General features: G+C 68.6%; 20 protein-coding genes and 1 riboswitch. Of the genes, 11 read left to right on the forward strand and 9 right to left on the reverse strand.

Annotated elements, in window-relative coordinates; genetic code table 11:
- Positions 1 to 62: 62 nt before the first annotated feature.
- The gene (locus VV02_RS22595) at positions 63 to 1,709 is read right to left on the reverse strand and encodes an HNH endonuclease signature motif containing protein (RefSeq protein WP_052595303.1); all 1,647 of its coding nucleotides are present in this window, start codon (positions 1,707 to 1,709) and stop codon (positions 63 to 65) included.
- A gap of 297 nt (positions 1,710 to 2,006) precedes the next feature.
- A riboswitch (SAM riboswitch) is annotated at positions 2,007 to 2,118 on the forward strand.
- Between the two features lie 29 nt (positions 2,119 to 2,147).
- On the opposite strand from VV02_RS22595, the gene VV02_RS22600 reads away from it, so the two are divergent.
- On the forward strand, positions 2,148 to 3,329 hold the full coding sequence (locus VV02_RS22600) for an LLM class flavin-dependent oxidoreductase (protein WP_052595305.1): 1,182 nt from the start codon (positions 2,148 to 2,150) through the stop codon (positions 3,327 to 3,329).
- Between the two features lie 21 nt (positions 3,330 to 3,350).
- On the forward strand, positions 3,351 to 4,724 hold the full coding sequence (locus VV02_RS22605; protein WP_052595307.1) for an NtaA/DmoA family FMN-dependent monooxygenase: 1,374 nt from the start codon (positions 3,351 to 3,353) through the stop codon (positions 4,722 to 4,724).
- 9 nt (positions 4,725 to 4,733) lie between these two features.
- Here VV02_RS22605 and VV02_RS22610 read toward each other — a convergent pair whose 3' ends face one another.
- The 3 genes from VV02_RS22610 to VV02_RS22620 are packed head-to-tail and all read right to left on the reverse strand — an operon-like array spanning position 4,734 to position 7,339.
- Complete coding sequence (locus tag VV02_RS22610) at positions 4,734 to 5,369, reverse strand: LysE family translocator (protein WP_052595308.1); 636 nt, start codon at positions 5,367 to 5,369, stop codon at positions 4,734 to 4,736.
- 54 nt (positions 5,370 to 5,423) lie between these two features.
- Positions 5,424 to 6,071, reverse strand: coding sequence for a response regulator transcription factor (locus VV02_RS22615; RefSeq protein ID WP_052595310.1), 648 nt, complete (start codon positions 6,069 to 6,071; stop codon positions 5,424 to 5,426).
- Positions 6,059 to 7,339: a sensor histidine kinase gene (locus VV02_RS22620; RefSeq protein WP_218917459.1), complete on the reverse strand. Its 1,281-nt coding sequence runs from the start codon at positions 7,337 to 7,339 to the stop codon at positions 6,059 to 6,061. Before VV02_RS22620 ends, VV02_RS22615 begins: the two co-directional genes overlap by 13 nt.
- Positions 7,340 to 7,535: 196 nt before the next feature.
- On the opposite strand from VV02_RS22620, the gene VV02_RS22625 reads away from it, so the two are divergent.
- The 3 genes from VV02_RS22625 to VV02_RS22635 are packed head-to-tail and all read left to right on the forward strand — an operon-like array spanning position 7,536 to position 11,055.
- Entirely contained in the window at positions 7,536 to 7,790 is a 255-nt protein-coding gene (locus tag VV02_RS22625) for a hypothetical protein (RefSeq protein ID WP_083450364.1), read from the forward strand.
- Positions 7,787 to 8,572 (forward strand): ABC transporter ATP-binding protein, encoded by a 786-nt coding sequence (locus tag VV02_RS22630; protein ID WP_052595314.1) that lies wholly within the window; start codon positions 7,787 to 7,789, stop codon positions 8,570 to 8,572. The genes VV02_RS22625 and VV02_RS22630 overlap by 4 nt, the downstream gene beginning before the upstream one ends.
- Positions 8,569 to 11,055 (forward strand): FtsX-like permease family protein, encoded by a 2,487-nt coding sequence (locus tag VV02_RS22635; protein WP_052595316.1) that lies wholly within the window; start codon positions 8,569 to 8,571, stop codon positions 11,053 to 11,055. Before VV02_RS22630 ends, VV02_RS22635 begins: the two co-directional genes overlap by 4 nt.
- Positions 11,056 to 11,059: 4 nt before the next feature.
- Here the strand turns inward: VV02_RS22635 and VV02_RS22640 are convergent, their stop codons facing one another.
- A complete protein-coding gene (locus VV02_RS22640) occupies positions 11,060 to 11,698 on the reverse strand; it encodes a flavin reductase family protein (protein ID WP_052595318.1) in 639 nt (212 codons plus the stop codon).
- 141 nt (positions 11,699 to 11,839) lie between these two features.
- On the opposite strand from VV02_RS22640, the gene radA reads away from it, so the two are divergent.
- The 5 genes from radA (at position 11,840) to VV02_RS22665 (ending at position 18,925) form a co-directional block, all read left to right on the forward strand.
- Entirely contained in the window at positions 11,840 to 13,366 is a 1,527-nt protein-coding gene (gene radA / locus VV02_RS22645; protein ID WP_083450365.1) for a DNA repair protein RadA, read from the forward strand.
- Positions 13,367 to 13,481: 115 nt separating this feature from the next.
- Positions 13,482 to 14,720: an ROK family transcriptional regulator gene (locus tag VV02_RS22650; protein WP_052595320.1), complete on the forward strand. Its 1,239-nt coding sequence runs from the start codon at positions 13,482 to 13,484 to the stop codon at positions 14,718 to 14,720.
- A 77-nt stretch (positions 14,721 to 14,797) separates the two neighbouring features.
- Complete coding sequence (mmsA, locus tag VV02_RS22655) at positions 14,798 to 16,366, forward strand: multiple monosaccharide ABC transporter ATP-binding protein (RefSeq protein WP_052595323.1); 1,569 nt, start codon at positions 14,798 to 14,800, stop codon at positions 16,364 to 16,366.
- Between the two features lie 26 nt (positions 16,367 to 16,392).
- On the forward strand, positions 16,393 to 17,718 hold the full coding sequence (gene mmsB, locus VV02_RS22660; protein ID WP_281177321.1) for a multiple monosaccharide ABC transporter permease: 1,326 nt from the start codon (positions 16,393 to 16,395) through the stop codon (positions 17,716 to 17,718).
- A 58-nt stretch (positions 17,719 to 17,776) separates the two neighbouring features.
- Entirely contained in the window at positions 17,777 to 18,925 is a 1,149-nt protein-coding gene (locus VV02_RS22665; protein WP_052595325.1) for a substrate-binding domain-containing protein, read from the forward strand.
- Positions 18,926 to 19,003: 78 nt separating this feature from the next.
- Here the strand turns inward: VV02_RS22665 and VV02_RS22670 are convergent, their stop codons facing one another.
- Positions 19,004 to 19,444 carry a hypothetical protein gene (locus tag VV02_RS22670; protein WP_052595327.1) on the reverse strand — a complete coding sequence of 147 codons (441 nt, stop codon included), beginning with the start codon at positions 19,442 to 19,444 and terminating at the stop codon, positions 19,004 to 19,006.
- A gap of 230 nt (positions 19,445 to 19,674) precedes the next feature.
- Positions 19,675 to 22,077 carry a helix-turn-helix domain-containing protein gene (locus VV02_RS22675; RefSeq protein ID WP_083450366.1) on the reverse strand — a complete coding sequence of 801 codons (2,403 nt, stop codon included), beginning with the start codon at positions 22,075 to 22,077 and terminating at the stop codon, positions 19,675 to 19,677.
- Between the two features lie 196 nt (positions 22,078 to 22,273).
- Between VV02_RS22675 and VV02_RS22680 the strand changes: the two genes are divergently transcribed.
- Positions 22,274 to 22,828 carry a CHAP domain-containing protein gene (locus VV02_RS22680; RefSeq protein ID WP_169787737.1) on the forward strand — a complete coding sequence of 185 codons (555 nt, stop codon included), beginning with the start codon at positions 22,274 to 22,276 and terminating at the stop codon, positions 22,826 to 22,828.
- Between the two features lie 65 nt (positions 22,829 to 22,893).
- On the opposite strand, the gene VV02_RS22685 is transcribed toward VV02_RS22680, so the two are convergent.
- Entirely contained in the window at positions 22,894 to 25,647 is a 2,754-nt protein-coding gene (locus VV02_RS22685) for an AfsR/SARP family transcriptional regulator (RefSeq protein ID WP_169787738.1), read from the reverse strand.
- Positions 25,648 to 25,749: 102 nt separating this feature from the next.
- Complete coding sequence (locus VV02_RS22690; RefSeq protein WP_169787739.1) at positions 25,750 to 26,709, reverse strand: M23 family metallopeptidase; 960 nt, start codon at positions 26,707 to 26,709, stop codon at positions 25,750 to 25,752.
- Positions 26,710 to 26,745: the final 36 nt, after the last annotated feature.

The raw sequence follows: 26,745 nt of genomic DNA on the forward strand, positions 1-26,745 counted from the left end.
GCGGGTCTGGATCAGGGGAGCAGACCCGCCCGCTCACTCGCGTCGTTGAGTCATTAGCCCGGCTAGAAGGGCGGCGGTTCGTGGGCGGGGTAGGTGATGTAAATCCGGCTGGATGCGCTGGTCCAGGTGGCGGTTCCGTCTGGAGTGATGGTGACGGTCCAGGCGCCGGAGTGCTTGGCACGGTGGTGGGCCCGACACAGGGACAGCAGCCCTGCGGGTTCGGTTCTGCCGCCACGACCGTGCGGGATGACGTGGTCGGTGTCGGTCATCTGTGCTGGTCGGGTGCAGCCGGGGAAGCGGCAGACCTGATCGCGGAGCTGGACGAACTGACGCATCCGGGTCGGTGGCCGGTAGGCGGTGCTGGTGTGCTCGCGCAGGGCACCGGTGGTCGGGCTGACCAGGGCACGACCGATCGTGTCACCGAGGGCATGGACCAGTCCGGTGACGGTCTCGGCCGAGATGACGCCGACACCGTCGACGACCACATCGCCCAGTGCGGCTGGCGGTTCGGAGTCCGTGCGCTGGTTGGCGATCGTGGTCAGCCGTTCGATCAGCTCTTCCACTGCCTCCGCGACCGGATCACTCCCACTCGTCGCGGCGGGTGCTGCCCGCTTGGTGCCGGGTGGGTGCCACGGCGGCAGGTCTGTGGTGGTCCATGGGTCGGGCACGTCCGGCACGCGACCGCCCTTCGCAGGGTGCAGTCCCCATGCGGACAGGTCGAGAGGTTCTCCCGGGCCGGTCTCGCCGCCAGCGACGAAACCCATGCGCAGGTTGGTCTGGTCGAGCAGGTCCGCGAGCCCGTCGGTGGCGACCGCGGCGGCTCGTGCGGCGCCTTCCTGGACGGGAACCAGGAACGTGCACGACGCCGACGCATCCGCGGAGGAGGTCAGCAGGTCCACCAACGCCTGTGCCCGGCACTCACCCATCAACGGTGCGCGCCGTGCATCACCAGCCGATGCCGGCAGCTCGGCGGCCCCGGTCTCAGCCTGTCCCGTAGCGGCCTTGTCGTCCGGTGCGTTGCGGTAGCGCCCGGCGAGGTCCTGGATCGCGGACTGCATCGCTGCCGCCTGCTCAGTCGGCAGGGTTGCGGTCATGGTGCTGGTACCGCGAATGCGGCCGGGTTCGAACCAGACTCCGAGGGCCTCACGCACGCTCCGTCGCCGGTGCCGCACCGGTGACTCGGCGTCCTGGTTGGCCACTGCGGCTCGGGCGCGCTTACGGGTGGCGGTCGCGGTCCACGAGCTGATGCCACCACGGGGTCCGGACAGCATCGCCGCTTCCACGTGTGGCGCGACCACAGCTCGGGTGCCCTCGGGGACGTCCTCCAACGCGTCAACGACCGCGGCGAGGCGTTCCCGGTCGATCGCTCCGTCGGCGAGGGCGTCGATCAGTAGTGGGGTGTGGCACACCGCTGCGACCGACTCGCGCACCCGCCGCGCCGCGGTGCGCGGCCCCCAGCACAGGGCGGCGCTGATGTCCGCGACCGCGGTGTCCCGAACATCACCGACCGCGCCGCGACCAAGTCGATGGCCGGCATCACCTGACGGGTCGTAGTGCGCCACCGAGCCCGCATGTTGCGCCAACCGATGCGCCTGCACAGCGTGGGCCAGGTCGACCAGGTGCTGGGTGACGCTGACCTGCTCGAGCACCACCGGTGCCGACACGACGTCCTCGGTGTCGTTGCGGATGAGCGCGTACGCCGACTCCAACGCCTCCCGAGCGATGACCAGCTGCGCCGCGCAGCGGTGTCCGTCTCGCGGCGCAGCGTGGTCATCTCGGGTGCGCTTGCCATGCCACCATCGTACGTACGTACGAACTTCGCCGCAAGTCCGCGATCGATGAATTTGATTGCTGTGTAAAGCCTTTCGACGATTCTGACGTTGTCGGTGGTGCGTGCTAGTGCGCCAGCAGACCGCTCCGGCTCACCGCCGAGCGAGTCGGGCCGCCCCGCTCACCACGTGGACGCTGGCATTTGCATATGAATAACTCTCAGTTATCTTGAATCTGGTCTTGAGTGGCAGCGTGAAGCCCTGGCTTGCTGTCCGGCAACCCTCCGTTCGTGGCGGGGTGCCCCAGGTGACGACCCGGCCGCATGAACCCGTGCGGCAAGCGCGACGACGCGGCGCCAGCCGCCCGGGAGGCACACGATGAGCCCCAGACCCCTGATCCATCTGGCCGTGGCCCTCGACGGCACCGGCTGGCACCCGGCCTCCTGGCGCGACCCGTCCGCTCGGGCGGACGAGGTGTTCACTGCTCGCTACTGGGCCGACCTGGTCCGGTTGGCGGAGAGCGGCGCCCTCGACCTGGTCACCCTCGAGGACGGACTCGCCCTCCAGGCCGATGACGCGCTGCACCACGACGACCGCACCGACCGGCTTCGTGGACGCCTCGACGCGGTCCTGGTCGCCAACCGAGTCGGCCCGCTCGTCCGACGAATCGGCTTGGTACCCATCGCGATCACCACGCACACCGAGCCGTTCCATCTCTCGAAGTCGATCGCGACGCTCGACTACGTGACCGGCGGCCGCGCCGGCGTACAGGTGCGGATCGGCGGCCGCCGCGACGAGGCCGACCACTTCGGCCGCCGAGAGCTGGGCGACTGGACCGACCTCGACGCCGACGGTCAGCGATCCCTGGCCAACGCACTCTTCGATGAGACCGATGACTACGTCGAGGTGCTGCGCCGGCTGTGGGACTCGTGGGAGGACGACGCCGAGATCCGCGACTCAGCCACCGGCCGGTTCGTCGACCGAGACAAGCTGCACTACATCGACTTCGAAGGCGACCACTTCTCAGTGCGCGGTCCGTCGATCACCCCTCGCCCTCCGCAGGGTCAGCCGCTGATAGCGGCCCTCGGGCACGACGTACGACCGTGGCAGCTGATCGGCAGGTCGGCCGACCTCGGCTTCATCACACCGAAGGACGACCCGGCCGAGGCGCTGACCGTCATCCGCGAGGCCCAGCAGGACGCCGGGCGCGACACAGTCCACGTCCTCGGGGACGTGCTGGTCGTCCTCGACGAGGACGCTGCACGGGCAGGTGAGCGCCTCGGCCGGCTCAACGATCTGGCCGGCAGCCCCCTGGTGTCGGACGCGCTGATCTATGTCGGTGGTGTGAAGGGCCTGGCCGATCTCATCGAGTCCTGGTCAACCGCAGGCCTTTCCGGGGCTCGTCTGCGTCCGGCCGTCAACACCGTCGACCTGCCACGAATCGTGGACGACCTCGTACCCGAGCTGCGACGCCGCGGACTGTTCCGGTCGGCGTACGACGACCGGACGTTGCGTGAGCGCTTCGGCCTAGCCCGCCCCGTCAGCCGCTACGCCGCCTGACCACCCGGAGAGGACAAACTGATGCCGCAGAAGCAGATTCACCTGGCCGCGCACTTCCCGGGGGTCAACAACACCACCGTCTGGAGCGACCCGGAGTCCGGCAGCCACATCGAGTTCGACTCGTTCCGCGAGTTCGCGCAGACCGCCGAGCGGGGCAAGTTCGACTTCCTGTTCCTGGCCGAAGGTCTGCGGCTGCGCGAGCAGCGTGGCCAGATCTACGACCTGGACGTCGTCGGCCGCCCTGACACCTTCGCGATCCTCAGCGCGCTGGCCGCTGTCACCGACCACCTCGGCCTGGCAGGCACGATCAACTCGACGTTCAACGAACCGTACGACGTGGCAAGGCAGTTCGCGTCCTTGGACCACCTCTCCGGTGGCCGCGCGGCGTGGAACGTCGTGACCAGCTGGGACGCGTTCACCGGTGAGAACTTCCGACGTGGCGGCTTCCTGCCGGCCGAGCAGCGCTACGAGCGGGCCAAGGTCTTCTTGCAGACGACACTCGAGCTGCTCGACTCGTGGCGTGAGGGCGATGTCCTCGCCGACCGCGAGTCCGGCGAGTTCCTCGCACGACCCGATGCGGGCGAGTTCGCCCACCAGGACTCGCATTTCGACATCCGCGGCAGGTTCAATGTCCCGCGCAGCCCACAAGGACGGCCGGTCATCTTCCAGGCCGGCGACTCCGACGAAGGTCGAGACTTCGCGGCTCGTCAGGCGGACGCGATCTTCTCGCGACACAGTGAGTACGACGCGGGCAGAGCCTTCTACGCCGATGTGAAGGGCCGGCTCCCGAAGTTCGGCCGCACCCGGGACGACCTGCTCATCCTGCCCGCCGCCACCTTCGTCCTCGGAGACAACGACGCCGACGCGCAGGAGCGAGCCCACGTCGTACGCCGGCAGCAGGTCAGCGGAGCCACAGCGATCAACTTCCTCGAACAGGTCTGGAACCGTGACCTTTCGGCGTATGACCCCGAAGGACCCCTGCCCGACATCGACCCGGACACCGGCGAGCACACCATCGCCCGCGGGCGGGCCAGCGTGCGCGGACACCGCGATCCCGTACAGACCGCACACGAGTGGCGGGAGCGCGCCCAGGCGGAGAACCTGTCGATCCGCGACCTCGTGATCGAGGTGTCGGGGCGGCAGTCGTTCGTCGGCTCGGCGCGCACGGTCGCCGACGAGATCAACCGCTACGTGCAGGACGACGCCAGCGATGGCTTCATTCTCGTCCCACACATCACACCGGGCGGGCTGGGCGGATTCGTCGATGCAGTGGTGCCTCTGCTGCAGGAGCAGGGCGTGTTCCGAGAGGACTACACGGGGTCGACGCTGCGCGAGAACCTTGGACTGCCAATGCTTTCCGACTCCCAGGACGCAGACACCGAGCGCGCCTCCTGAGGGGCGCGCTCAGCGGGAGTCGGCCACCAGGCGTACGGCCAGGCCACCGAAGATCGCGGCGGACACCCGGTCGAGCCAGCGCTGGACGGCCGGTCGGCGTTGCAGGAGCTCTGAGAGAGCACCCGACACGAACCCGACCGTGCCGTCCACGCAGAGCCCGACGCAGATGAGCACCGCTCCGAGCACGAGGAACTGCGCCCACGCCGGCCAGCCGCCCTCGGTCAGGAACTGAGGCAGGAACGCGAGGTAGAACAAGATCACCTTGGGGTTGGCGAGGTTGGTCAGCATGGCCATGACGTATGTCTTCCGCAGCGATCGAGGCGGCACGACCGCCGCGTCGTCGTCGGCAACGGATTGCGCCCGCGACGACCGCCAGGCCGAGACCGCGAGATAGATCAGGAAGATCGCACCAGCGATGCGCAATCCCTCCAGCACCGCTGGAGCAGCGAGCAACAGGGCCCCGAGACCGGCCGCCGTAAGCACCGTGTGCACGGCCAGGCCACTCGACATCCCGACTGCTGCCACGACTCCCGCTCGCCGTCCACGTCCGACACCGTGGGCGATGATGAACATCATGTCCGGCCCCGGCACGAGGCTGATGACGGCAGCGGCCAGCCCGAAGGCCAGCAAGGTCGAGAGGTCCATCTGTCCATCAGACCACTCGCCACCGACGCGGTCACCGAGTTTGCGTGCGGCGCCTCAGCGGGCCTCGAGGTAGCGCAGCACCGCCGCGACCCGACGGTCGGTGTCGTCACCGGGCTCGAGCCCGAGCTTGGCGAAGATATTGCGGATGTGCTTGTGCACAGCGTTGTCCGTCACGAAGAGCCGTTGCGCGATGGCCGCGTTGCCCAGTCCCTCGGCCATCACGGCCAGCACCTCGCGCTCACGTGTGCTCAGCAGCGCGAGACGATCGTCAGCACGCTGGCGCGAGAACAGCTGCGCCACCACGTCGGGGTCGATCGCGGTACCGCCGGCCGCGACCCGGTGCAACGCCTCCAGGAAGGTCGCGACCCGCCCGACGCGCTCCTTGAGCAGGTAGCCGATGCGGCTCGACCCGTCGGCCAGCAGCTCGGTCGCAAAGCTCTGCTCCACGTACGCCGACAGCACCAGCACAGCGAGCTCGGGGTGGGCACGCCGTGCCGCGACCGCTGCCTTGATGCCCTCGTCGGTGTGGGTGGGCGGCATCCGTACGTCGACCACCGCGATGTCGGGACGATGCTCGTCGACCGCGCGGAGCAGCTCGTCCGGACCTGAGACGGCCGCGAGAACGTCGATCCCCTCGCCACGCAGGAGGAGGACCAGGCCCTCGCGCAGTAGTGCGTCGTCCTCGGCGATCACGAGCCGCACGGCAGACTCACCTCCACCACGGTTGGACCGCCCACCGGGCTCGACACGCGCAACGTCCCGTCGTGCGCCTCGGCACGCCGCTGGATGCCCGACAAGCCCGAATCTTGTTGCAGCACAGCGCCTCCCACTCCGTCATCCTCGATCCGCACCACGAGCACACTGCCACGGCGCTCCACGAGCACGGTCGCACGGTCGGCCTTACTGTGCCGTGCGACGTTGGTGAGCCCTTCAGCGACAGCGAAGTACGCCGACGCCTCGACGGCCGCCGGGCAGCGCTGGCTGACGTCGACCGTGGCGCGCGTCGGCACCGGGCACTGAGCCGCGAGTGCGGACACGGCACCGGGTAGCCCGCTGCGCTCGAGCACCGGAGGCAAGATGCTGCGTACGACGGAGCGCAGCTCGGCGAGCGCGGTCTCGGCACTGGTCTGCGCGCGTTCGAGAATCGCCTCCGCCTCTGCAGGGTCGCGAGCCATCGCCTGCCGGGCCGCCCCGGTCAACACCGCGACGGTGACCAGGCGGTTCTGCGCGCCGTCGTGCAGTGCGCGCTCGATCCGCCGCAGCTCGACCGCATGGGCGTCGAGCGCCGCGGCGCGCGTCGCCGTCAGCTGAGCCACCCGCTCGGACAGGTCCAGGTCCGGGTGCGGCGGCAACCAGCGCCGACCGGCGGCCGTCTGCGCGCGCAGCAGCACAGGCGGCAGCGCCACCGTCAGCACGAGCCAGACCAGACCGATGACCAACGCCATCCACGCGCCGGGCCAGCTGGAGATGTGCACAAAGCCGTTGAGGACGGTCGCGTCATCCGCCGAAACTGCCTGCCACCAAACGGGAATGGTGATTCCTTGCACGGCGCTCAACGGCAGCTGAATCGCGAAGAGGCCGACCACCAGTCCGACCGTCGCGTGCGCTCCCAACCACCACAGGTCGCGGCGCGTCGTCTCGTCGGTGCGCACATACCGCCAGACCGCCATCGCACCGCGCGGCAGCCGGTCGTACGTCATGTCGACCGGGTGCCCGATCGCCCGCAGCCGCCGTCGTTCGAGCTGGGCAACGGGGCGGACCACCGAGAGTGTGGGCCCGATCAGCAGCAGTCCCACTCCGATCAGGCACAGCAGAGCAACCAGAACGACAAGGGCCAGCACGCCGAAGGCCAGGAGTGCCGTGCCCGTGCCGGCGAGGAGCCACTTCAGGGAGACGAGCGCCCGTCGTACGACGCGCCGCGCCTCGTCGAGGAGCGCGGGACGTGGCAGGTCGGTCGAGTTGTGAACCACGTGCTTCCCCTCTCCTGATCGCGTGTCCGGCTGGACCGACCGTAAGCGGTGAACGGTGCGTGCGGCGACGCGCGGGGCGAGGTCTGCTCGGAAGGTACAGGTGGCTGTACCTCGAGGCGGTAGCTCGCGGGATGGGCCCGGGAGCACGGCCTCCATAGCGTCGAAGACACCGCACTTCGAGGGGATGGAGCCCACCGTGAACGACCCGTATCGCATCGACCAGTCCACACCGCCTCACCCTGTTCCGACACAGGATCAGACCGAACGCCGGACACCCGGCGGTGGCCCGGTCAGCACGCTCCTGTGGGCACTGGTTGCCGCCAGCATCGGCCTCAACGCCGGCTTCTCGATCGCCGGCCAGGACGTCATCGGGTCCAGCATCGGCGGCGTCGCCGTGATCTGCCTCGGCATCCTGCTGGTTCGCTACCTGCAGCGTCGGAGGCAGCTGTGAGCCTCTCACTCGCGCGCCTTCGACCGCAGCGCCAGAGCGCGGCAGGTCCGGTCGACCCGGATGCTGCCGTACAGCTCGTCGACGTCACCAAGACCTACCGCTCAGGGGGCGGTAGCGTCGCGGCGCTCAGCTCGGTGTCGTTGCGGGTCCCGCGGGCGAAATTCCTTGCTGTCATGGGACGTTCGGGCTCGGGCAAGAGCACGCTGCTGCACTGCGCGGCCGGCCTCGACGTGCCCACCTCCGGGTCGGTCGCGATCGGCGGGACGGAGGTCTCGCGGCTGTCCGAGACCGAGCGCACCTTGGTCCGCCGAGCACGCGTCGGCTTCGTCTTCCAGTCCTACAACCTCGTCCCGTCGCTCACGATCGAGCACAACATCACGCTGCCGCTCCGTCTCGCGGGCAGCCCGGTCGACCACGCCTGGCTGGAGTCGGTCGTGGAGCACGTCGGCCTGAGCGACCACCTGCAACGCATGCCGTCCGAGCTGTCGGGTGGGCAGCAGCAACGTGCGGCGATCGCACGGGCGCTGGCCGCCGGACCGGACGTGATCTTCGCCGACGAGCCGACCGGAGCGCTGGACCTCCAGACCGCGACGGACGTGCTGTCGTTGCTGCGGGACCTCACGTCATCCCTTTCGCAGACGGTCGTGATGGTGACGCACGACCCTATGGCCGCTGCCTGGGCCGACGACACGGTCGTGATGGCCGACGGACGGATCGACCAGGTGCTACGCGAGCCCGACGCCGCGACGCTCGCGGCTGTGCTGGGCGGGTACCACTCATGATTCCCACTCTGAAAGCACGGCTCGGGGAGGTCGTCGCGATCTTCTGCGCCGTCGCCGTCGGGGCCGCGCTGGTCACGGCCTGCGCGGTGCTTGCCGAGACCGGGTTCAGGTCTCATCTTCCGGCGTCGCGCCTGGCCGGAGCCGATGTCGTGGTGAGCGGCGTCCAGCACGTCGCGCAGGACGAGGACCTCGACGTGCCGCTGCCGGACCGGGTGCCGGTCGATGAGCGACTGGTCGACCGGGTCCGGGCGGTGCCCGGCGTTGCGGAAGCAACAGGCGATGTGAGCTTCACGGCGGCGTTGATGGCTGCCGGTCAAGAACCTGGATCGGCCCGCTCGTCGCTAGGCGAGGGACACCCATGGTCACCGAACCTGTTGTTGGACAGTCACTTTCGCGGTCACGCCCCACAGGGTGACAACGATGTCGCGGTGACCGAGTCAACGGCCGAGCGCCTCGGCGTACGGCCCGGCGACCGCATCGACGCGGTGCTCGCCGGTCGTCGTACGTCCCTGACCATCACCGCTGTCGTCGCCGCCCCAGGGGGAGACGCCTACGTCACGCCGAGTATCGCGCACCGGCTCGCCCGGCCCGGCGTCGTCGACCTGATCGCGCTCCGAGCCACGCCCGGCACCGATGTCGCCCAGCTCGCGACGCGCGTACGGCAGGCCCTCGGGGGCGACCTCACCGTCTCCACCGGCGACCGGATCGGCGACGCCGAGAACCCCGCCGGCGCGGCCGGCCGCGGTGAGATGGTCACGTTCGCCATGTCACTCGGCGGCGTCGTGGTGCTGCTGGTGGCGTTCCTGGTCGCGGGCGCCGTCTCGATCTCGGTGACCAACCGCTCGCGCGAGCTCGCCCTCCTACGGGCAGTCGGCGCCACTCCCCGACAGGTTCGGAGCATGGTCGCGCGTCAGGCGACCCGGGTGGCGATCGGTGCTCTGCTGGTCGGAGCGGCCGGGGGCTACGCGCTGTCGGTCCCACTGCAGGGCGTGCTCGGCAGCTCTGGCCTGATGTCCACCGAGCTGCCCCTCGCGTGGAGCCCATTCCCCGTCCTGGCAGCCGGCGCCCTGCTGCTCATCACCACGCAGGTCGCATCGCGCGCGGCGTCCCGTGGCGTCTCACGGCGTCCTGCGACGGAGGCCGTGCGCGACACCCAGATCGAGCCCTCGGCCGGTGGGCGGTGGCGCACCCGCGTCGGACTGGGCTTGCTGGCTATCTCTGGCGGTGCGGCCGTGGTCCCCCTGATCGCGCACAGTGAGGCCGCACTCATCAGCGCCGCCTCCGGCACTCTCCTCGCGATCGTCGGCCTCTCTCTAGTGGGACCGGCTCTGGTGACCTGGACCGGCTCGCGGCTGCGGCGACGACTCGGGTCGTCGGCATCACCGAGCGGCTGGCTCGCGCTGAGCAACACGACCGCGTACGCCGTCCGCACCGGTGGCGCGTTGTCCGTGCTCGCGCTCGCGATCGCTCTCACCGTCACCCAGCTCTACACACAGACCACGTTGTCGGCCGTGAGCAGTCGCGATGTCGCGGCGGCCAACCATGCTTCGCTCACCGTCACGGCAGGGCCGGTCGGCGGGGTGACTCCCGAGGCCCTGGCCGACGTACGCCGTTCTCCCGGTGTCGGATTCGCCGTTCCTCTGGTGTCGAGCAGCGTGGTCTGGACATCTCTTGAGGATGGCAGTCCGAAGGCCGAGGCCTACCCGATGACCGCCCTCGGCCACGATGCGGAGAAGGTCCTCGACCTCGATGTGAGCGACGGAAACCTGCACAACCTGCGGGGCGACACGGTCGCGCTGGACTCCTCCACCGCCTGGTCCCATGGCATCGACATCGGCGAGCGAGTCACCTTGGTCCTGGCGGACGGGACACGGGTCCGGCCACTTCTCGTGGCGACCTATCGGCGCAGCTTCGGGTTCGGCAAAGTCGTCCTCTCGACCGACGTGCTGGGCGAAAGGCGTTCGTACGACACGGTTCTCGTCGCAGGGTCGAGCGATCGCCCGGCCGATGCGACTGCCGTACGACACTCACTCGCCGCCCACCCGGGCACGATGGTCGACCCAGGCGCAGGCGTACCAGGACTGTCCGGCTCGGGCGAGGACCCCGGGCGATGGGCAAGCCTGCTCGTCACGCTCACCCTGCTCGGCTACGTCCTGCTGGGCGTCGCGAACCGACTCGTCGCCACCACGGGCCGCCGTCGGTCGGAGTGGGCGACCCTGCGGGCGATCGGCGCCACACCGGCACAGGTGCTGAGCATGGTGCGCGCGGAGGTCGGTCTTGTCTGCTTTGGTGCCGCAGCTGCCGGCGCCCTGATCTCCCTCGGCCCGATGACGATGATCAGCGCCGGACTCGTGCATCAACCGTGGCCCCAGGGGCCGTTCTGGGCGGTCGTGCTGATCTGTGCTGGGGTCGGCGGATCGGCTTACGCCGCAACGTTGCTCCCCGCTCGACGCGTGCTGCGCTCGCTGGAGGCGACGCAATGAAGGGCTACTGCCCTGCTTGCTGGGCCTGCCGACGCAGCCGGACGTCGTACGGCTCTCGCGGGATGTCCCGCACCTCGCCCAGGCTGCCCCACTCATTGCGACCCAGCCGCGCCATCGGGCGCATCAGATCGATCCGCGGATGCGGATGGCCGTCGCTGTCATCGACGACAGCGGGGTCGAGGGCGATGTGCTGGACGCGTCCCATCACAACCGTTGAGTCGCCGAGCTCGATGGTGCGCTCCAGGACGCACTCGAGCGCCACGGGTGAGTCGGCGACCCGGCTGGGCGCGACCGTGCGCGACGGCTCGCGCTCGATGCCCACGGTGTCGAACTCGCTCTCATCCCGCGGGAAGTCGGTCGCCGACTCGTTGATCACGCGCGTCAACCACTCGGGCGCGAACGACACCACGAACTGGCCCGTCTCCTCGACGTTGCGCAATGAGTCCTTGCGCCCGACCGAGGTGAACTGGACGATCGGCGGGCGCACGCACGAGATCGTGAAGAACGAGTGGGGTGCGAGATTGTCGACACCGGCCGCCGAACGGGTCGACACCCAGGCGATCGGACGAGGTACGACGCTCGCCGTCAGCAGGCGGTAGGTCACATCCGGATCCAGCTCAGCCACGTCCAGCTCAGTCCGCATGCAGCTATCTTCCCGAGTCCTGACCGAGAGGCATACCTCTCGTCCGAGAGGCAGACGCCGGGCGTACGCCTGTCGATGTGAAGGTGTGCCTCTCGGCGGGTTGCGGGCTTGCTGTCGGTGGCCTCCCCTAGCGTGCGCGGCATGGCTTCGAAGACCGCGCGTGCCCGTTCGACCTTCCGTTGCGCCGAGTGCGGGTGGTCGACGGTCAAGTGGGTCGGCCGGTGCGGTGAGTGCCAGGCGTGGGGCACGGTGGCCGAGGCAGGCAATGCTCCTGCCCGTACGCCGCCCGCCTCCGTCGTCGAGCGCCCGGCGGTCCCGATCGGCCAGGTCGACGCCACACTCGCGCAGGCACGGTCGACCGGAGTCGGCGAGTTCGACCGGGTGCTCGGCGGTGGGCTGGTGCCCGGCGCCGTGGTCCTGGTCGCCGGCGAGCCCGGCATCGGCAAGTCGACGCTGCTGCTCGATGTCGCTGCCCGTGCCGCGAAGGAGTCACGCAGCGTCCTCTATGTCAGCGGTGAGGAGTCCGCAGCGCAGGTCCGCCTGCGGGCCGAGCGCATCGAGGCTCTCGCCCCGTCGCTCTTCCTCGCGAGCGAGACCGACCTCGGCACCGTGCTGGCGCAGATGGAGCAGGTCCAGCCGGACCTCGTGGTCGTCGACTCCGTGCAGACCATCGCGTCGACCGAGATCGAAGGCGCCGCAGGCAATGTCGCGCAGGTTCGCGAGGTCGCGGCCTCGGTCATCCAGTACGCCAAGGCCCGCAACATCGCAGTTCTGCTCGTCGGCCACGTCACCAAGGACGGCTCCATTGCCGGGCCGCGCGTGCTGGAGCACCTGGTCGACGTGGTCATCCAGTTCGAGGGCGACCGGCACTCCCGCCTGCGTCTGGTCCGCGCGGTGAAGAACCGCTACGGGCCGACCGACGAGGTGGGTTGCTTCGACCTGTCGGACGTCGGCATCGTCGAGCTGCCGGACCCGAGCGGGCTGTTCCTGAGCCAGCGCGACGAGCCCGTGCCCGGCACCTGCGTCACGGTGGCGCTGGAGGGGCGCAGGCCCCTGGTGACCGAGGTGCAGGCACTGCTGGTGCCGTCCAACGGAGGCTCGCCTCGTCGTACGACCAGCGGCGTGGACGGCTCGCGCACCGCGATGATCCTCGCCGTCCTCGACCGCCGCGTCGGCGTGCCGGTCCGCCAGTCCGACTGCTACGTCTCGACGGTCGGCGGCGCCCGACTCAGTGAGCCCGCAGCCGATCTCGCCGTCGCGCTCGCCCTGGTCAGCTCGGCGATCGAGCAGCCGCTGCCTCCGCGCACCATCGCCTTCGGTGAGGTCGGGCTCGCCGGCGAAGTGCGAGCCGTGGCCGGCGTCGCGCGCCGACTGGCCGAGGCCGCCCGCATCGGATTCACCCACGCGGTCATTCCCCGGGGAGCACTCGGCGACAAGCCCGGTCCCGAGTCGATGACCGTCCTCGAGGTGGCGGACCTGGCCGCGGCCGTCGCCGCCGTGCACCCTGCCGGCGACCGACCGCGCACCGATCCACCGCGCGACGACCGCCGCCCCGAGCTGGACGCCTTCCTGGCTGACATGCAGCGCCAGACCGCTCACCGGCAGGCGTACGCCGAGCAGGCACCCACGCGTACATCGGGTCCAGGGCCTGGACTGCACTCGGTCTGAGCCCGGACGCCGCTGCGCGAACCGCGCAGCTCACAGCACGGCAAATCGGCGTTCACGGAAATCGTTTGCGTTCACTTCTTGACGACAGACCATCCCCAGGGCAGGCTCACCTCCCGTGACGTCGCCACCGCCTTCAGGACCCGGCCGCCCCGGTTCTCAGACTGCGCTGCGCCGTCGCAACCGCCAGACCGTCGTGCATGCGCTGCTGGCCAACGGCCCCGCCACGCAAGCCGAGCTGGCCCGCCAGACCGGGCTCTCCAACGCCACGGTCTCCAACATCGTCAAGGAGCTGGCCCAAGAGGGTCTGGCGGTCACCGAACCCACCACGAGCTCTGGTCGGCGAGCCCTGTCCGTACGCCTTCAAGGCACTCGCGCGGTCGCGGCCGGCTTCGATGTCGGGCGGCGCCATCTGCGGGTTGTGCTGGCGACTGTCGGCTACGAGGTGCTGGCCGAGGACGCCATCGCGCTGCCCATCGGACACAGCGCCGAGGACGGTCTGGACGCGGCCGCCGCGATGCTCGACAAGCTGGTCGACAAGGCCGGTATCGAGCGGCGTGCGGTCATCGGTGCCGGGGTCGGACTGCCCGGTCCGATCGAGCGCGAGCGCGGGACCGTGCTGGACGGCGCGATCCTCCCGGCCTGGATCGGGACCAACGTGCCGAAGGCCTTCGGCGAACGTCTGGGACTTGAGGTTCTGGTCGACAATGACGCCAATCTCGGGGCGATGGCCGAGATCGCCTGGGGCGAGCGACAGGACGCGACGGAGCTGATCTTCGTCAAGGTCGGCACGGGCATCGGAGCGGGCCTGGTGATCGGCGGCAAGCTGCACTACGGCGCACTCGGGACGGCGGGCGAGATCGGCCATACGACCGTTGATCCGCAAGGTCCATTCTGTCGCTGTGGCAACCGCGGCTGCCTCGAGACACTGGCTTCCACCTCGACCATGATCGAGTCCCTCGCGCCCAGCACGACCGGTCCCGTCAGCACCGCTGACATCGTCCGTCGGGGGCTCGAGGGCGACTCCGCAACGTTGCGCGTGATCGACGACGCGGGCTTCGTGCTCGGTCGTGTCATGGCCAGCCTGGCCAACTTCGTCAACCCGCAGGTCATCGTGGTCGGCGGACCGCTCGCCGCCCTCGGAGATGCGTTCCTGGACCCAATTCGTCGGGGTCTCGTCCGTCACGCCGTGCCCGTCGTGGGCGAGACCACCCAGATCGTCGTCTCGTCCCTAGGGGACCGCGCCGAAGCGCTTGGGGCGGCCTCGCTCGTCCTCCAGCATGCGGGACTCAACTCGTCTTTGCGTTCATTGCTTGACGACAAGGCGGTTGACGGGTTAACTGCTCGCCACGTGTGATCTACCCCATAGCTCGTGACAAACCGTCGCCCCGCGCCGCCGCGCGACTCGGGGCCGCAGACCGAAGGACCCAAGAGATGCCGGACCCCCTGGACGCTACGCAGGCGAACCCGTCGGCGTACCTCTTGCGGATGCAGTCGATCACCAAGGAATTCCCGGGCGTCAAGGCGCTCGACGACGTCAACCTCGACGTCACCGAAGGTGAGATCCACGCGATCTGCGGCGAGAACGGCGCCGGCAAGTCAACGCTGATGAAGGTGCTGTCCGGCGTCTACCCGCACGGGTCGTACGACGGTCACATCACGTTTCGGGGTCAGCCGGCCGAGTTCAAGAACATCCGGGAGTCCGAGGCCGAGGGCATCGTGATCATCCACCAGGAGCTCGCGCTCATCCCCGAGCTGTCGATCACCGAGAACATCTTCCTCGGCAACGAGCCCTCCAAGCGCGGCGTCATCGACTGGCGGTTCGCCAAGGCGCGCGCGATCGAGCTGTTGGCCCGCGTCGGCCTGCGCGAGGACCCCGACACCGCGATCAAGAACATCGGCGTCGGCAAGCAGCAGCTGGTCGAGATCGCCAAGGCCCTCAGCAAGGACGTCCGGCTGCTGATCCTCGATGAGCCGACGGCCGCGCTCAACGAGACCGACTCCGCCCACCTGCTCGGCCTGATCAAGGACCTGCAGACCAAGGGCATCACCTCGATCATGATCAGCCACAAGCTCAACGAGCTCGAGGCGATCGCCGACTCGATCACCATCCTGCGCGACGGCCACACGATCGAGACGCTCGACGTCAGCGCTGGCGGCGTCGACGAGGACCGGATCATCAAGGGCATGGTCGGCCGGACGCTGGAGTCCCGCTTCCCCGACCACACCCCCAAGATCGGCGAGGTCTTCTTCGAGGTCCAGAACTGGACGGTCCGCCACCCGCAGATCGCCGAGCGGCTGGTCTGCAAGAACGCCAGCTTCACCGTTCGCCGCGGCGAGATCGTCGGCTTCGCCGGCCTCATGGGCGCAGGGCGCACCGAGCTGGCCCGGTCCGTCTTCGGGCGCTCATACGGCGTCTACCAGGCCGGCCGAATCATCAAGGACGGCAAGGAGATCCACCCGCGCAGCGTCTCCCAAGCCATTGATGCCGGCCTCGGATATGTCACCGAGGACCGGAAGTCCCTGGGCCTCAACCTCCTCGACGACATCAAGGCGACGACCGTCTCGGCGGGCCTGAAGAAGATCGCGCACAACACCATCGTCGACCGCAGCGAGGAACACACCGTCGCCGAGCGCTACCGCAAGTTGCTGCGCACCAAGGCACCGACCGTCGATGAGGGCGTGTCCAATCTCTCGGGCGGCAACCAGCAGAAGGTCGTGCTGTCCAAGTGGATGTTCACCGACCCCGACCTCCTGATCCTCGATGAGCCGACGCGCGGTATCGACGTCGGCGCCAAGTTCGAGATCTACGGGATCATCCAGGCCCTCGCCGACCAAGGCAAGGGCGTCATCGTCATCTCCTCCGAGCTGCCCGAGCTGCTCGGTCTGTCCGACCGCATCTACACGATCTTCGAGGGCGCCGTCACCGGCGAGCTCGCGCGCGACGAGGCCGACCAGGAAAACCTGATGCGCCTGATGACCACTCCCGCCAAATCCGCCTGACCGGCCGCAGACGAAGGAATCCCTCCATGGCCACTCCCACAGACACCATGAACCCCGCGGCCACCCCGCCTCCCGAGCCGGAGCCGGAGACCCGCGGTGGGTCGGTGTTCCACCAGCTCTTCGGCGACAACGTGCGCCAGTTCGGCATGCTCGGTGCGCTCGTCGTGATCGTGCTGTTCTTCCAATGGTGGACCCACAGCAAGATGCTGACGTCCGACAACATGATGAACCTGCTCAACGGCAACAGCTACATCCTGGTGCTGGCCATCGGCATGGTGATGGTGATCATCGCCGGTCACATCGACCTGTCGGTCGGCTCCGTCGCGGCGTTCGTCGGCATCATTGTCGCGAAGGCAACGTTCGACTGGTCATGGCCATGGTGGGCTGCCATCCTGCTCGGCCTCGCGGTCGGCCTCCTGGTCGGCGTGTGGCAGGGCTTCTGGGTCGCCGTCATCGGCATCCCAGCGTTCATCGTGACCCTCGCCGGCATGCTGATCTTCCGCGGCGCCAACCAGCTGGTCGGAGACTCCCAGAGCGTTCCCGTGCCGGAACGGATCCAGTGGCTCGGCGGCGGATACATGAAGGAGATCGGCCCGGACACCGGTTACAACAACCTGACCGTGCTGCTCGGGCTTGCTGGCTGTGCCGCCGTGGTGTGGGGCCTGATGCGCGCCCGGCGGACGGCCGTGCGGATGCAGTCGGAGGTCGACCCGCTATGGGTGACGATCACCAAGATGGTGCTGCTCTGCGCTGTCATCCTCTACCTGACCAACCTCTACGCCACCGGCCGACCAGGCACCTCGTTCCCGATTCCTGGGCTGATCCTGCTGGCCCTCGTCCTGATCTACGCCTTCATCACGTCGCGCACCGTCCTTGGCCGACACGTGTACGCCATCGGCGGCAACCGACAGGCCGCCGAGCTCTCCGGGGTGAAGAGTCGCAAGGTCAACTTCCTGGTCATCATGAACATGGGTCTGCTCGCCGCTGTTGCCGCGATCATGTTCATCGGTCGTTCCACGGCATCCGGACCTGCCGACGGTAACCAGTGGGAGCTCGACGCGATCGCTGCGGTCTTCATCGGCGGCGCTGCAGTCAGTGGTGGCGTCGGGACGGTGACGGGGAGCATGGTCGGCGGCCTGGTCATGGCGACGATGAACAACGGCCTTCAGCTGAAGGGAATCGGCGCTGACGCCACCCAGATCATCAAGGGTCTCGTCCTCTTGATCGCGGTCGCGCTCGACGTGTGGAACAAGAACCAGGGCCGCTTCTCGATCATCGGGCTCCTGACCAAAAGAAGTTCTGGGCAACAACCCGCCCAGGACACCAGCAGCACCACCAGTCCGACCGGCTAGTCATCAACCAGCCGGTCTGTCGTCGACGAATCGGCCTCAAGGAGAAGGAAACTCATACATGCGCACTCACAAGCACCTGAGCGCGGCTGCGGCGGGCGCCGTCGTCCTCGCGCTCTCCCTGTCGGCCTGCGGGGGTCGCGACGACTCCGACGGCGACAAGACCGGATCGGCCCCAGCACCGGGCGCGTCCGGCTCCGGCTCCGCAGCGGCCGGCGGGTTCGCCAAGGACTCGGTCATCGGCGTCTCGCTGCCGCAGAAGACCAGCGAGAACTGGGTCCTCGCCGAGAACCTCTTTAAGACCGACCTCAAGGCCGCCGGCTACAAGCCCAACGTCCAGTTCGCCAACGGTGGGGTGAGCGAACAGCAGAACCAGATCAGCTCGATGGTCACCAACGGCGCCAAGGTCATCGTCATCGGCGCGATCGACGGCTCGCAGCTCAACACCCAGATCAAGCAGGCGCACGACGCCGGCGCCATCGTGATCGCGTACGACCGCCTGCTACTGAACACGCCCAACGTCGACTACTACGTCGCCTACGACAACTTCAAGGTCGGCGAGCTGCAGGGCCAGGCCCTGCTCGATGGCATGAAGGCGAAGAAGCCGAACGGCCCGTACAACATCGAGCTGTTCGCCGGATCGCCCGACGATGCCAACGCGAAGGTCTTCTTCGACGGCGCCATGAAGGTGCTGCAGCCGAAGATCGCCGACGGCACGGTCAACGTGGTGTCCGGTCAGAAGTCGTTCAACCAGGCCGTCACCCAGGGCTGGAAGCCGGAGAACGCGCAGAAGCGTATGGACACCCTGCTGTCGGCCAACTACGGCGGCAGCAAGACCATCGACGGTGTGCTGTCCCCCAACGACACGCTCGCCCGCGCGATCCTGACGTCCACCAAGTCGGCCGGCAAGCCCAACCCGATCGTCACTGGTCAGGACTCCGAGGTCGAGTCGATCAAGTCGATCATGGCTGGGGTGCAGTACTCCACCATCAACAAGGACACCCGCAACCTGGTGAAGCAGGCCGTCAAGATGGTCGGCCAGCTGCAGGCCGGCCAGAAGGTCGACGTCAACGACACCAAGAGCTACAACAACAAGGTGAAGATCGTTCCGTCCTTCCTGCTCCCGCCGCAGATCGTGACGAAGGCCAACGCCAAGGAGGCCTACGCCAACGACCCGACGCTGTCGAAGATCGTCAACGCCGGAGGCTGATCAACCAACCGCACGACACGACGGCCCGGCACCCCGCAGGGGTGCCGGGCCGACATATATGTCGGGAGGAACACGCTGTTAGCAGCTCGTGGAGATCCCGAGCGCGCTGAGCGTTGCAGTGGACGCGACCCGTCCGGCTGAAGCCCCGGCCGGACCTCCCCACAATCCGACAATGGTCGATACCACCGCCACGCTGCAGCCGAACTCCTTCTTAGTCAACGCTCGACCGCGAGGGATGAGATCCGGATAAATGTGGGCTACGTGATTTCCGGAGATGTACTTGTCGAGGAAGCCGTGACAGGCAAACATAGCCTTGTCGTGCCAGTCCATGAATTGCCCATTGGGCCCCTGGCACGTGATGTCGTACTCGCCCGTGCGGAACGATTCCCCTGAGTGCTGAGCAAGTGCCACAGTCGCACTATCCGACATGAGGTCCGGAGTTTCGAATGCCGATGCCTGGGCGCCAGAGGCGATAACGATCGTGCCGGCGGAAAGTACGGCGAAGGCCGCCTTGCTCATTGTTCGCATTTTGAGATCCCCTACTCTTTCGATGCGACCCGCAGCCCGGTCGGACTGGGTTACGTCTCCGACTCTGTCACGCTCCTCGAAAGATCTGGGCGATCCCGGCCCGAGAAAGTTCCGTACCAGAAGTGCAGTTCAAAGGCAACCGTTTGGTCGGAGAGCGGCCAAGCCACGGGGACTCATCTAGTTCCGACAATCGGAAGCATCTCGTGCCGGGCCGTCGTACGTCATGACCCGCCGATCGTCACCTGCTGATCGTCCTCGCACAGCTCGCGGATCTCGGCCGCCTCGCGCCACTCGCCGCGGCGTTCGTGAATGCGTACGGCGGCCATCCAGTGGGCCTTCGCCTCATCGCGCCGTCCCATCCGGGCGAGCGCCACACCGATCCGCCGCCGCAGACTCGGCTCCTGCTGGCCCGGCCCGCTCTCATCGACCAGCGCGAGACCGTCGTTCAGCACCGTGAGGCCGGCCTGCGGGCTGCCGGCGAGCACGTGCCAGTAGCCCAGCTCGTCCAGCGCCTCGGTCTCCAGCGCGCGGTCGTTGATCGAGCGACTGACCTCGACGCAGTCCTCCAGGTGCTGTCGCGCCTCCGGCAGCTCGCCGTGATCACGCAGCATCGCCCCCAGGTTGACCAGAGCCATCGCTACTCCGCGCGGTTCGTGCAGCCTGCGGTAGTACGCCAGCGCCCGCCGCTCCGCTGCGATCCCGGTCTCCAGGTCGCCCTCCTCGGCGAGTAGCAGGCCGAGGTCTCGCGAGGCCATGGCGACGGCGCGCTCGTCGTCCGCGGCAGTGCCGAGCTCGATGCCGCGGCGGCACATCGCGATGGCCTCCTGGGTACGCCTCATGCGGCCCAGCGGGATGGCGGCCGCGACGCAGGCGATCGCCTCTGCTGACGGGTCCGAGATCTCGCCGGCCAGCTCCAGCGCGCGATACGCCTCGATCAGCGCGCGTTCGTGCTCGGCACGGGCGGAGTACGCCATCACCAGGTCTTGGTGCAGCCAAACCCGATCTTGCACGGCCTCCGTCGGGACGTGCTCCAGTGCGAGCTCGAGCAGCTCGGGCCAGCCGGCCGTCTCGGCGAGAGTGACGAAGTAGGTGATCATGCCCAGCGCGAGTCGCGACACGAGTGCGCCGGCCGCGGGGCCGTACGACACGAGGGCTCGGGCGAGCGCGAGAATCTGGTCGGCCTCCTCGACGATGAACTCGATGCACTCCGCCTGATCGACGAGGCTGCCTGAGGCCGCGACCATCTCGGCCTCGTCGATGCCCTGCGGCGTGGCCCGCGAGATCGGCCGCGTGCGCCAGGCGACCGCGGCGTACATCTCGAGCAGCCGCAGCAGCGTGGCCCGTCGCTCGGACTCCGTGAGCTGCTGCGCGGCCCGTTCGCTCGCCACCGCCTGAATGAGGTCATGGATGCGATAGCGGCCGGGACCGGCGACGTCCAGGAGGCTGACGTCGACCAGACGCTCCAGGCCCTCCTGGACGGCCGACGCAGGCGAGCCCGACATGCAGACCATGGCTTCGGTCGACAGGAACGGCGCCGGCAGAATCCCCGCGAGCAGGAGCAGTCGTACGGCGAGGGCATCGGCCGGGTCGTCGCCGTGCTCCAGCTGTTCGATCGAGACGGCCAAGGTGCTGCGTACGGCCAGGTCACCGGAGCGCAGCTCGCTCAGCCTGCTGCTGGTGGACCCGAGGCGTTCGGCCATGTGGTCGAGTGGCCACGACGGCCGCGCCGCGAGCCGTGCTCCGATGATCCGCAGCGCCAGGGGCAGGCCACCGCAGCGGCAGGACAGCTCAGCGGCGGCATCGAGGTCGTCGGCCAGGCGCTCGGGCCCGATCAGCTGACCGAGCAGCTCGACCGATGCCTCGCCCGACAGCACATCGAGCGGCAGGTGCTGGATGCCGAGACGGCCATCGAGAGCGCGCCGACTCGTGAGCAGCACAGCGCAACCTGCTGACCCGGGAACGAGCGGCTCGACCTGCGCGACGTCGGCCGCGTTGTCCAGGACCAGGAGCAGGCGGAGGTCGGAAGTGATCGATCGATAGAACGCCGCCGCATGATCGAGATCGAGCGGGATGTCGTCGACGCCGACCCCGAGCGAGGTCAGCAGGAAGGTCAGCGCCAGATGGCTGGTGACCGGCGAGTCGAGGTCGTGCCCCTTGAGGTCGACGAACAGCTGACCGTCCGGGTAGTGCTCGGCCAGCGCAGCAGCGGCCTCGAGCGCGAGCGCGGTCTTGCCGACACCGCCCATACCGACGATCGCCAGAGCCTGTGGCGTACGTCGTTCGGTCGGGTCCCCGAGCCGCTGCACGATCTCGGCGAGCTCGCCGCCGCGACCGAACAAGGCCGGCGGCCGGGCCGGGAGCTGACGTGGGACGTTGGCATCGGTCGTACGGGGCGCCGATCGTGACTGCGCCGCGGCGTCGACCAGCTCGGCCTCGTCGGTCGCAGACAGGTCAAGGCCGGTCACGAGAAGCCCGATGGTGTCACTGCGCGGACGGCGTCGCTGCCCACGCTCCAGCGCGCTGATGCCCTCGACACTCAGGCCGGAGCGGTCGGCGAGCTCTTCCTGCGTCAGCCCCGCCGCCTTGCGCAACCGTCGAAGGTTTGTCGCGAAGTCCCTGCTCACGGCACCCCCAAAGATCCGTGCATCAGCCTGCGTTGTTCAACGTACTGTCCTCTGACGTCGTGTGGCGTTGTGCGGGTCCGTTGTCCGGGTTGTCCGTGGTGCGCACCCGGGCCGGGTCGAGATGGTGAAGCCGTGGCTCACCGCCACCGGTCGCCGAAATCGTGCGGCCGTCCGTCACTCGGAGAGGACCGACATCATGCAGGCCACCACTCCCCGCACCCTTCTCAGCATCACCGCCGGTGCCGCCATCGTGTGCTCGACGCTCGCCGCGGCACCGTCCCCGGCGTCCGCGAACGAGCTGAATGAGCCGACCGCCAAGATCGCGATGGCCTCAGCCGGCAGCAAGGTCGTCTCGATCGCGAAGGGCCAGGTCGGCTACAAGGAGTCCGGCAACAACTGCACGAAGTACAGCAGCCAGTGCGTCTCCTGGTGCGCGTTGTTCGCCACCTGGGTCTGGAACAAGGCCGGGATCAAGATTCCGCGGTACGCCTTCACCGGCGACCTCTACAACTGGGGCAAGTCCAAGGGCCGCTCGCACTGGGTCAAGGGCAAGCCGCTGGGCAAGGTCAACGCCGGCGACCTCGTCCTCTACGGCTCCGGCCCGTCCTCGCCCAGCACCTCGACGCACGTCGACATCGTGGTGGGCGTCTACAAGGACCACCTGAAGGTCATCGGCGGCAACGTCAGCAACAAGGTGACGATGCGCAACGTCCCCCGCAAGAACATCTACGCCTGGGTCGACGCCCGCTGAGCACTCTCGACGTACGACGGCCGGTCACCTTCTCGGAGATGACCGGCCGACGTACGTCCCGGTCGTCAGAGCTGGCGCAGGATGATCGACGGTGTCGTCGGGACCGCTGCCTGCTCGATCGAGTGCAGCTCCTCGGCCCCGATGAGGCCGAGCTGGTGCAGCTGCTCAGCAGCCTGCCGCCACTCCACCCGAGCGCGGTCGGTCCCACCGAGCTCGTGCATGGATGTCGCCAGCCCCCAACGGTGCTCGGCCTCGTAGTAGGAGCCGATCAGGTCGGCTGCCGCGTCGGCCTCCAGCGCCCGCTCGAACGACATCACGGCGTCGGTGGTCCTGCCGAGGCGGCGACGGAGGTCGGCGATGTTGCCGAGCACGATCGCTCGCTGCCACCGGAAGTCGCCGCTCTCGGTGAGCGTGAGGGCCTCGACATAGATCTCTGCTGCCTGTTCGAGTCGACCGTTGCGCGAGTGCAGCAGGCCGATCGCGACCATGCTGTCCAGCTCGCCGTGCCGGTCACCGAGCGTGGCAAAGAGGCGCGCCGCCTCCTGCGCGGACTCCAACGACTCGGACGTTCGGTCGAGGTGCGACAGGGCCGATGAGCGCACGCGCAGCGCGACTGCCCGCCCTCGGATACTGCCGGCCTCCGCCCACAGGCGGATCGCCTCACCGACGTGCTCAAGGCTGGCGTCGATCGAGCCCAGCAGGCTGAGCGCCCAGGCCAGGTCGTTGTGGAGCAGCGCTCGGTCGTAGCCGCTAACGTCCGGCGAACACGCCTGCAGCGCAACGTCATTGAGCTTCTCGATCTCGCGCCACTGCCCGCGGCTGTTGAGCGGTGCGAACATCGCGGCGGCGAGCTCGCGGCTCAGCCGCGCACCCTCCGCGCCGGCGCTGCTCACCTGCTGAGCGGTGACCAGCACGTTGTCCATGTCGCTCGAGAGCCAGACGCTGACCTCGGCCTCGGAGGTCAGCTCCACAGCCGGAGCCTCGACGGCGAGCCCGTCCGTACGCCAGGTGATGCGGTCACCGACCGCGGACGCTCCGACCGCCGTAGCGAGATAGTGCTCGGCGACGCGGTGCACGGCTGCCTGTCGCGCGCTCTCCGAGGTCACCAGCTCGCGACCGCACAACCGGACGAGGTCGTGCATGGCAAAACGGTCCGGCCTGCTGACCTGCACCAGCTGGGCGTCGCACAACGTGTCCAGCAGATCGCTGGTCTCGGGCTCACCGAGCGCGGCGGCCGCTGCGGCAGCGCTCAACCCGATGTCGCTGCCATCCAGCAGGGACATCGCGCCCAGCAGTCGTCCGGCATCGGCGTCGATCCCGTCATAGCTGAGCGCGAAGCTCATCCGTACCGCGCGATCGTCCTGCGCCAGGACGTCCAACCGCCGCCCTTGATCGTGCAAGCGATTCGCGAGCGTCCGCAGGTCCCAACGCCGTTGGCGCAGCTTGGCGGCCGCGATGCAGATGGCGAGCGGCAGGTCATCACACAGGTGCGCCACCTCCGCCGCCACGGCCCGCTCGTCCGGACTGGGCACGAGACCGGCACGCGTGAGGAGCAGCTCGATCGCCTCGTCGCGGTCGAGCACGCCGACCTGGTGGTGGGCCGTCCCGTCGAGCGAGGCGAGCATGCTGCGGCTGGTGACCAGGACCGCGCTTCCACCACCGCCCGGCAGCAACGGACGAACCTGTGCGACGTCGCTGACGTCGTCGAGAACGAGTAGCAGCTTGCGGTCTGCCGTCATCGATCGCAGCCGCGCCGATGCTTCTTCGAGGTTCGGGGGGATGTCGCCGTCGGCGAGGCCGAGCGAGCGCAGGAGGCGGGCTACCGCGGCGGCCGGCTCCACCGGATGCGCCCCTGGCGTCGCGCCACGCAGGTGGAGGTAGATCTGACCGTCCGGGAAGTCGGCCGCCACGGCTCGCGCGGCGTGCGCAGCAATGGCCGACTTGCCGACGCCGCCAGGGCCGTACAACGCCACCACACCGACTGATGACGCGCTCTGGTCCCGCAGCTCGCGCTGGACGACCGCCAGCTGCTCCTGCCTGCCGGTGAACAAGGTCACGACGGGCGGCAGCTCCGCCGGCACCTGTCGGTGGAGGGTCTGCGTGTCCTCCGCGGGCTCGGCCCGCTCCGTGGACAGAACGGCCGAAAGTGCTTGCTGCAGCTGGAGACCCGGCTCAAGACCCAGCTCGGTCGACAGGACCCGCCGCGCCTCTGCGTACGCCGCGAGCGCCTCGTCGGTTCGGCCGGCGAGACGATGACACGTCACCAGATGCGCCCAGAAGCCTTCGTGCAACGGGTGATCCGTGACGAGCTGGACGAGCACGGGCGTGAGGTCCTCATACCGACCGCCGGCGAGCTGCGAGGCGACCGATCGCTCGGTGACCTCGACGTGGAGGGCGCTCAGTCGTACCCGCTCGCGCTCGACGGGTGTGCTTGCCCCGACGGCGGCGTACGGCTCGCCGCGCCACAACGCCAACGCGTCACTCGGGCGTCCGTCCTGGACCAGACACTCGAACTCTCGGACGTCGAAGTCGTCCTCGTCGAGGACGAGCCGGTAGCCGTCCGAGGCGTGCTCGACCCGGTCCTTGCCATCCTCGCCAAGCAGCAGACGCAGGCGGTGGATGTGGACGTGCATGCTCGAACGGGCCGACCTCGGAGGCTGCTCGCCCCAGAGCGCGTCGATCACCTGGTCGGCCGAGATCCGGGCGCCGTTGCCGGCCAGCAGTGTGGCGAGCAGCACCGTCTGCTTGCCGGGCGCGAGCGGCACCGTGCGACCGGTGTCGTACCGGATCTCAAGGGGGCCGAGCGCGCCGAAGAACACGTCCCGCACGCTAACGACATCCGTGGGCGTGCACGCCGATCAGGCGTCACCGTTCGGTCCGCCCGGTGAGAGGAGCCAGGCGGACCGACGGTGCGCGGCGGATCAGCAGTTGGGAATCGTCGTCCCGTTGTTGTCCTTCGCCTCGTTGTTGCCCCACTTCGACAGGTAGTACGCCGACACCCACTGGCCGGCCGGACCCTCGTCCAGGTCCGTCTTGAGCCACCAGTGGTTGGTGCCGTCGCTCTTGGTCACGGCCGGACCCTGCTTCTTGCAGAAGACGTAGTTCTTGCCGGCGTACAGCGTCCCGGTCTTGGAGCCGCCGGGACTGCTGGAGCCACTCGCGTTGGCAAAGGTGTCCACCCAGTACTTGCCGGACGGTTTCGGGTTGCCGGGAGGAGGCGGCTGGGTGCCGCCACCACCGCAGTTGGTGCTCACCATGTCGATGGGCACGCCCACCTTCATGACGATCGGACCTCGGCCCTGCAGCTTGGGGTTCACCATGTCCTCGGTGTCACCGTCGGTGGCGCCCGGACCGGCGTACAGCTGCTCGTAGTGCAGGTGAACCGCGTGCGTGCCGACGTCGCCCATCTCGCCGATCTTGTCGCCCGCCTTCACCCGGGTACCCGGCTGCACGTGGGACTGCATGTGCAGGTAGACCGTGAACCAGCCGTTGCCGTGATCGATCTCGACACCGCCCGGGTTGAACTGCTCGTGCACCACACCCGCGGCCGACGCCAGGATCGGCGTGCCACGGCCGCTGCCGTAGACCGTCATGTCGATCTTCTTGTCGTCCGGGTTATGGCCCTTGTACGTCTGCAGCAGTGCCTTGGAGTTGCAGGCGAACGGCAGTCGGAAGTCCGGGTAGCCGTCGCTGGAGCGACCGCCGCTCGGGCCGGGGCCGTCGCCGGGCGGGTACATGTGTGGGGTGATGCCGCGCTGAGCATGGCCGCCGGACCGCTGGTCCGCCGATGCGTGGCTGATCTGGTAACCGCCGAGAGACAGGGCAGTCGCCGCGCTCAACGCCGCGATCGACACGGACAGGGTGCGTGTTCGAGTCCTCATCATTTCCCCCTCAGGAAACAGTGGCGACCCCCCGTG

The organism is Luteipulveratus mongoliensis (assembly GCF_001190945.1).
Taxonomy (GTDB): Bacteria; Actinomycetota; Actinomycetes; order Actinomycetales; family Dermatophilaceae; genus Luteipulveratus; species Luteipulveratus mongoliensis.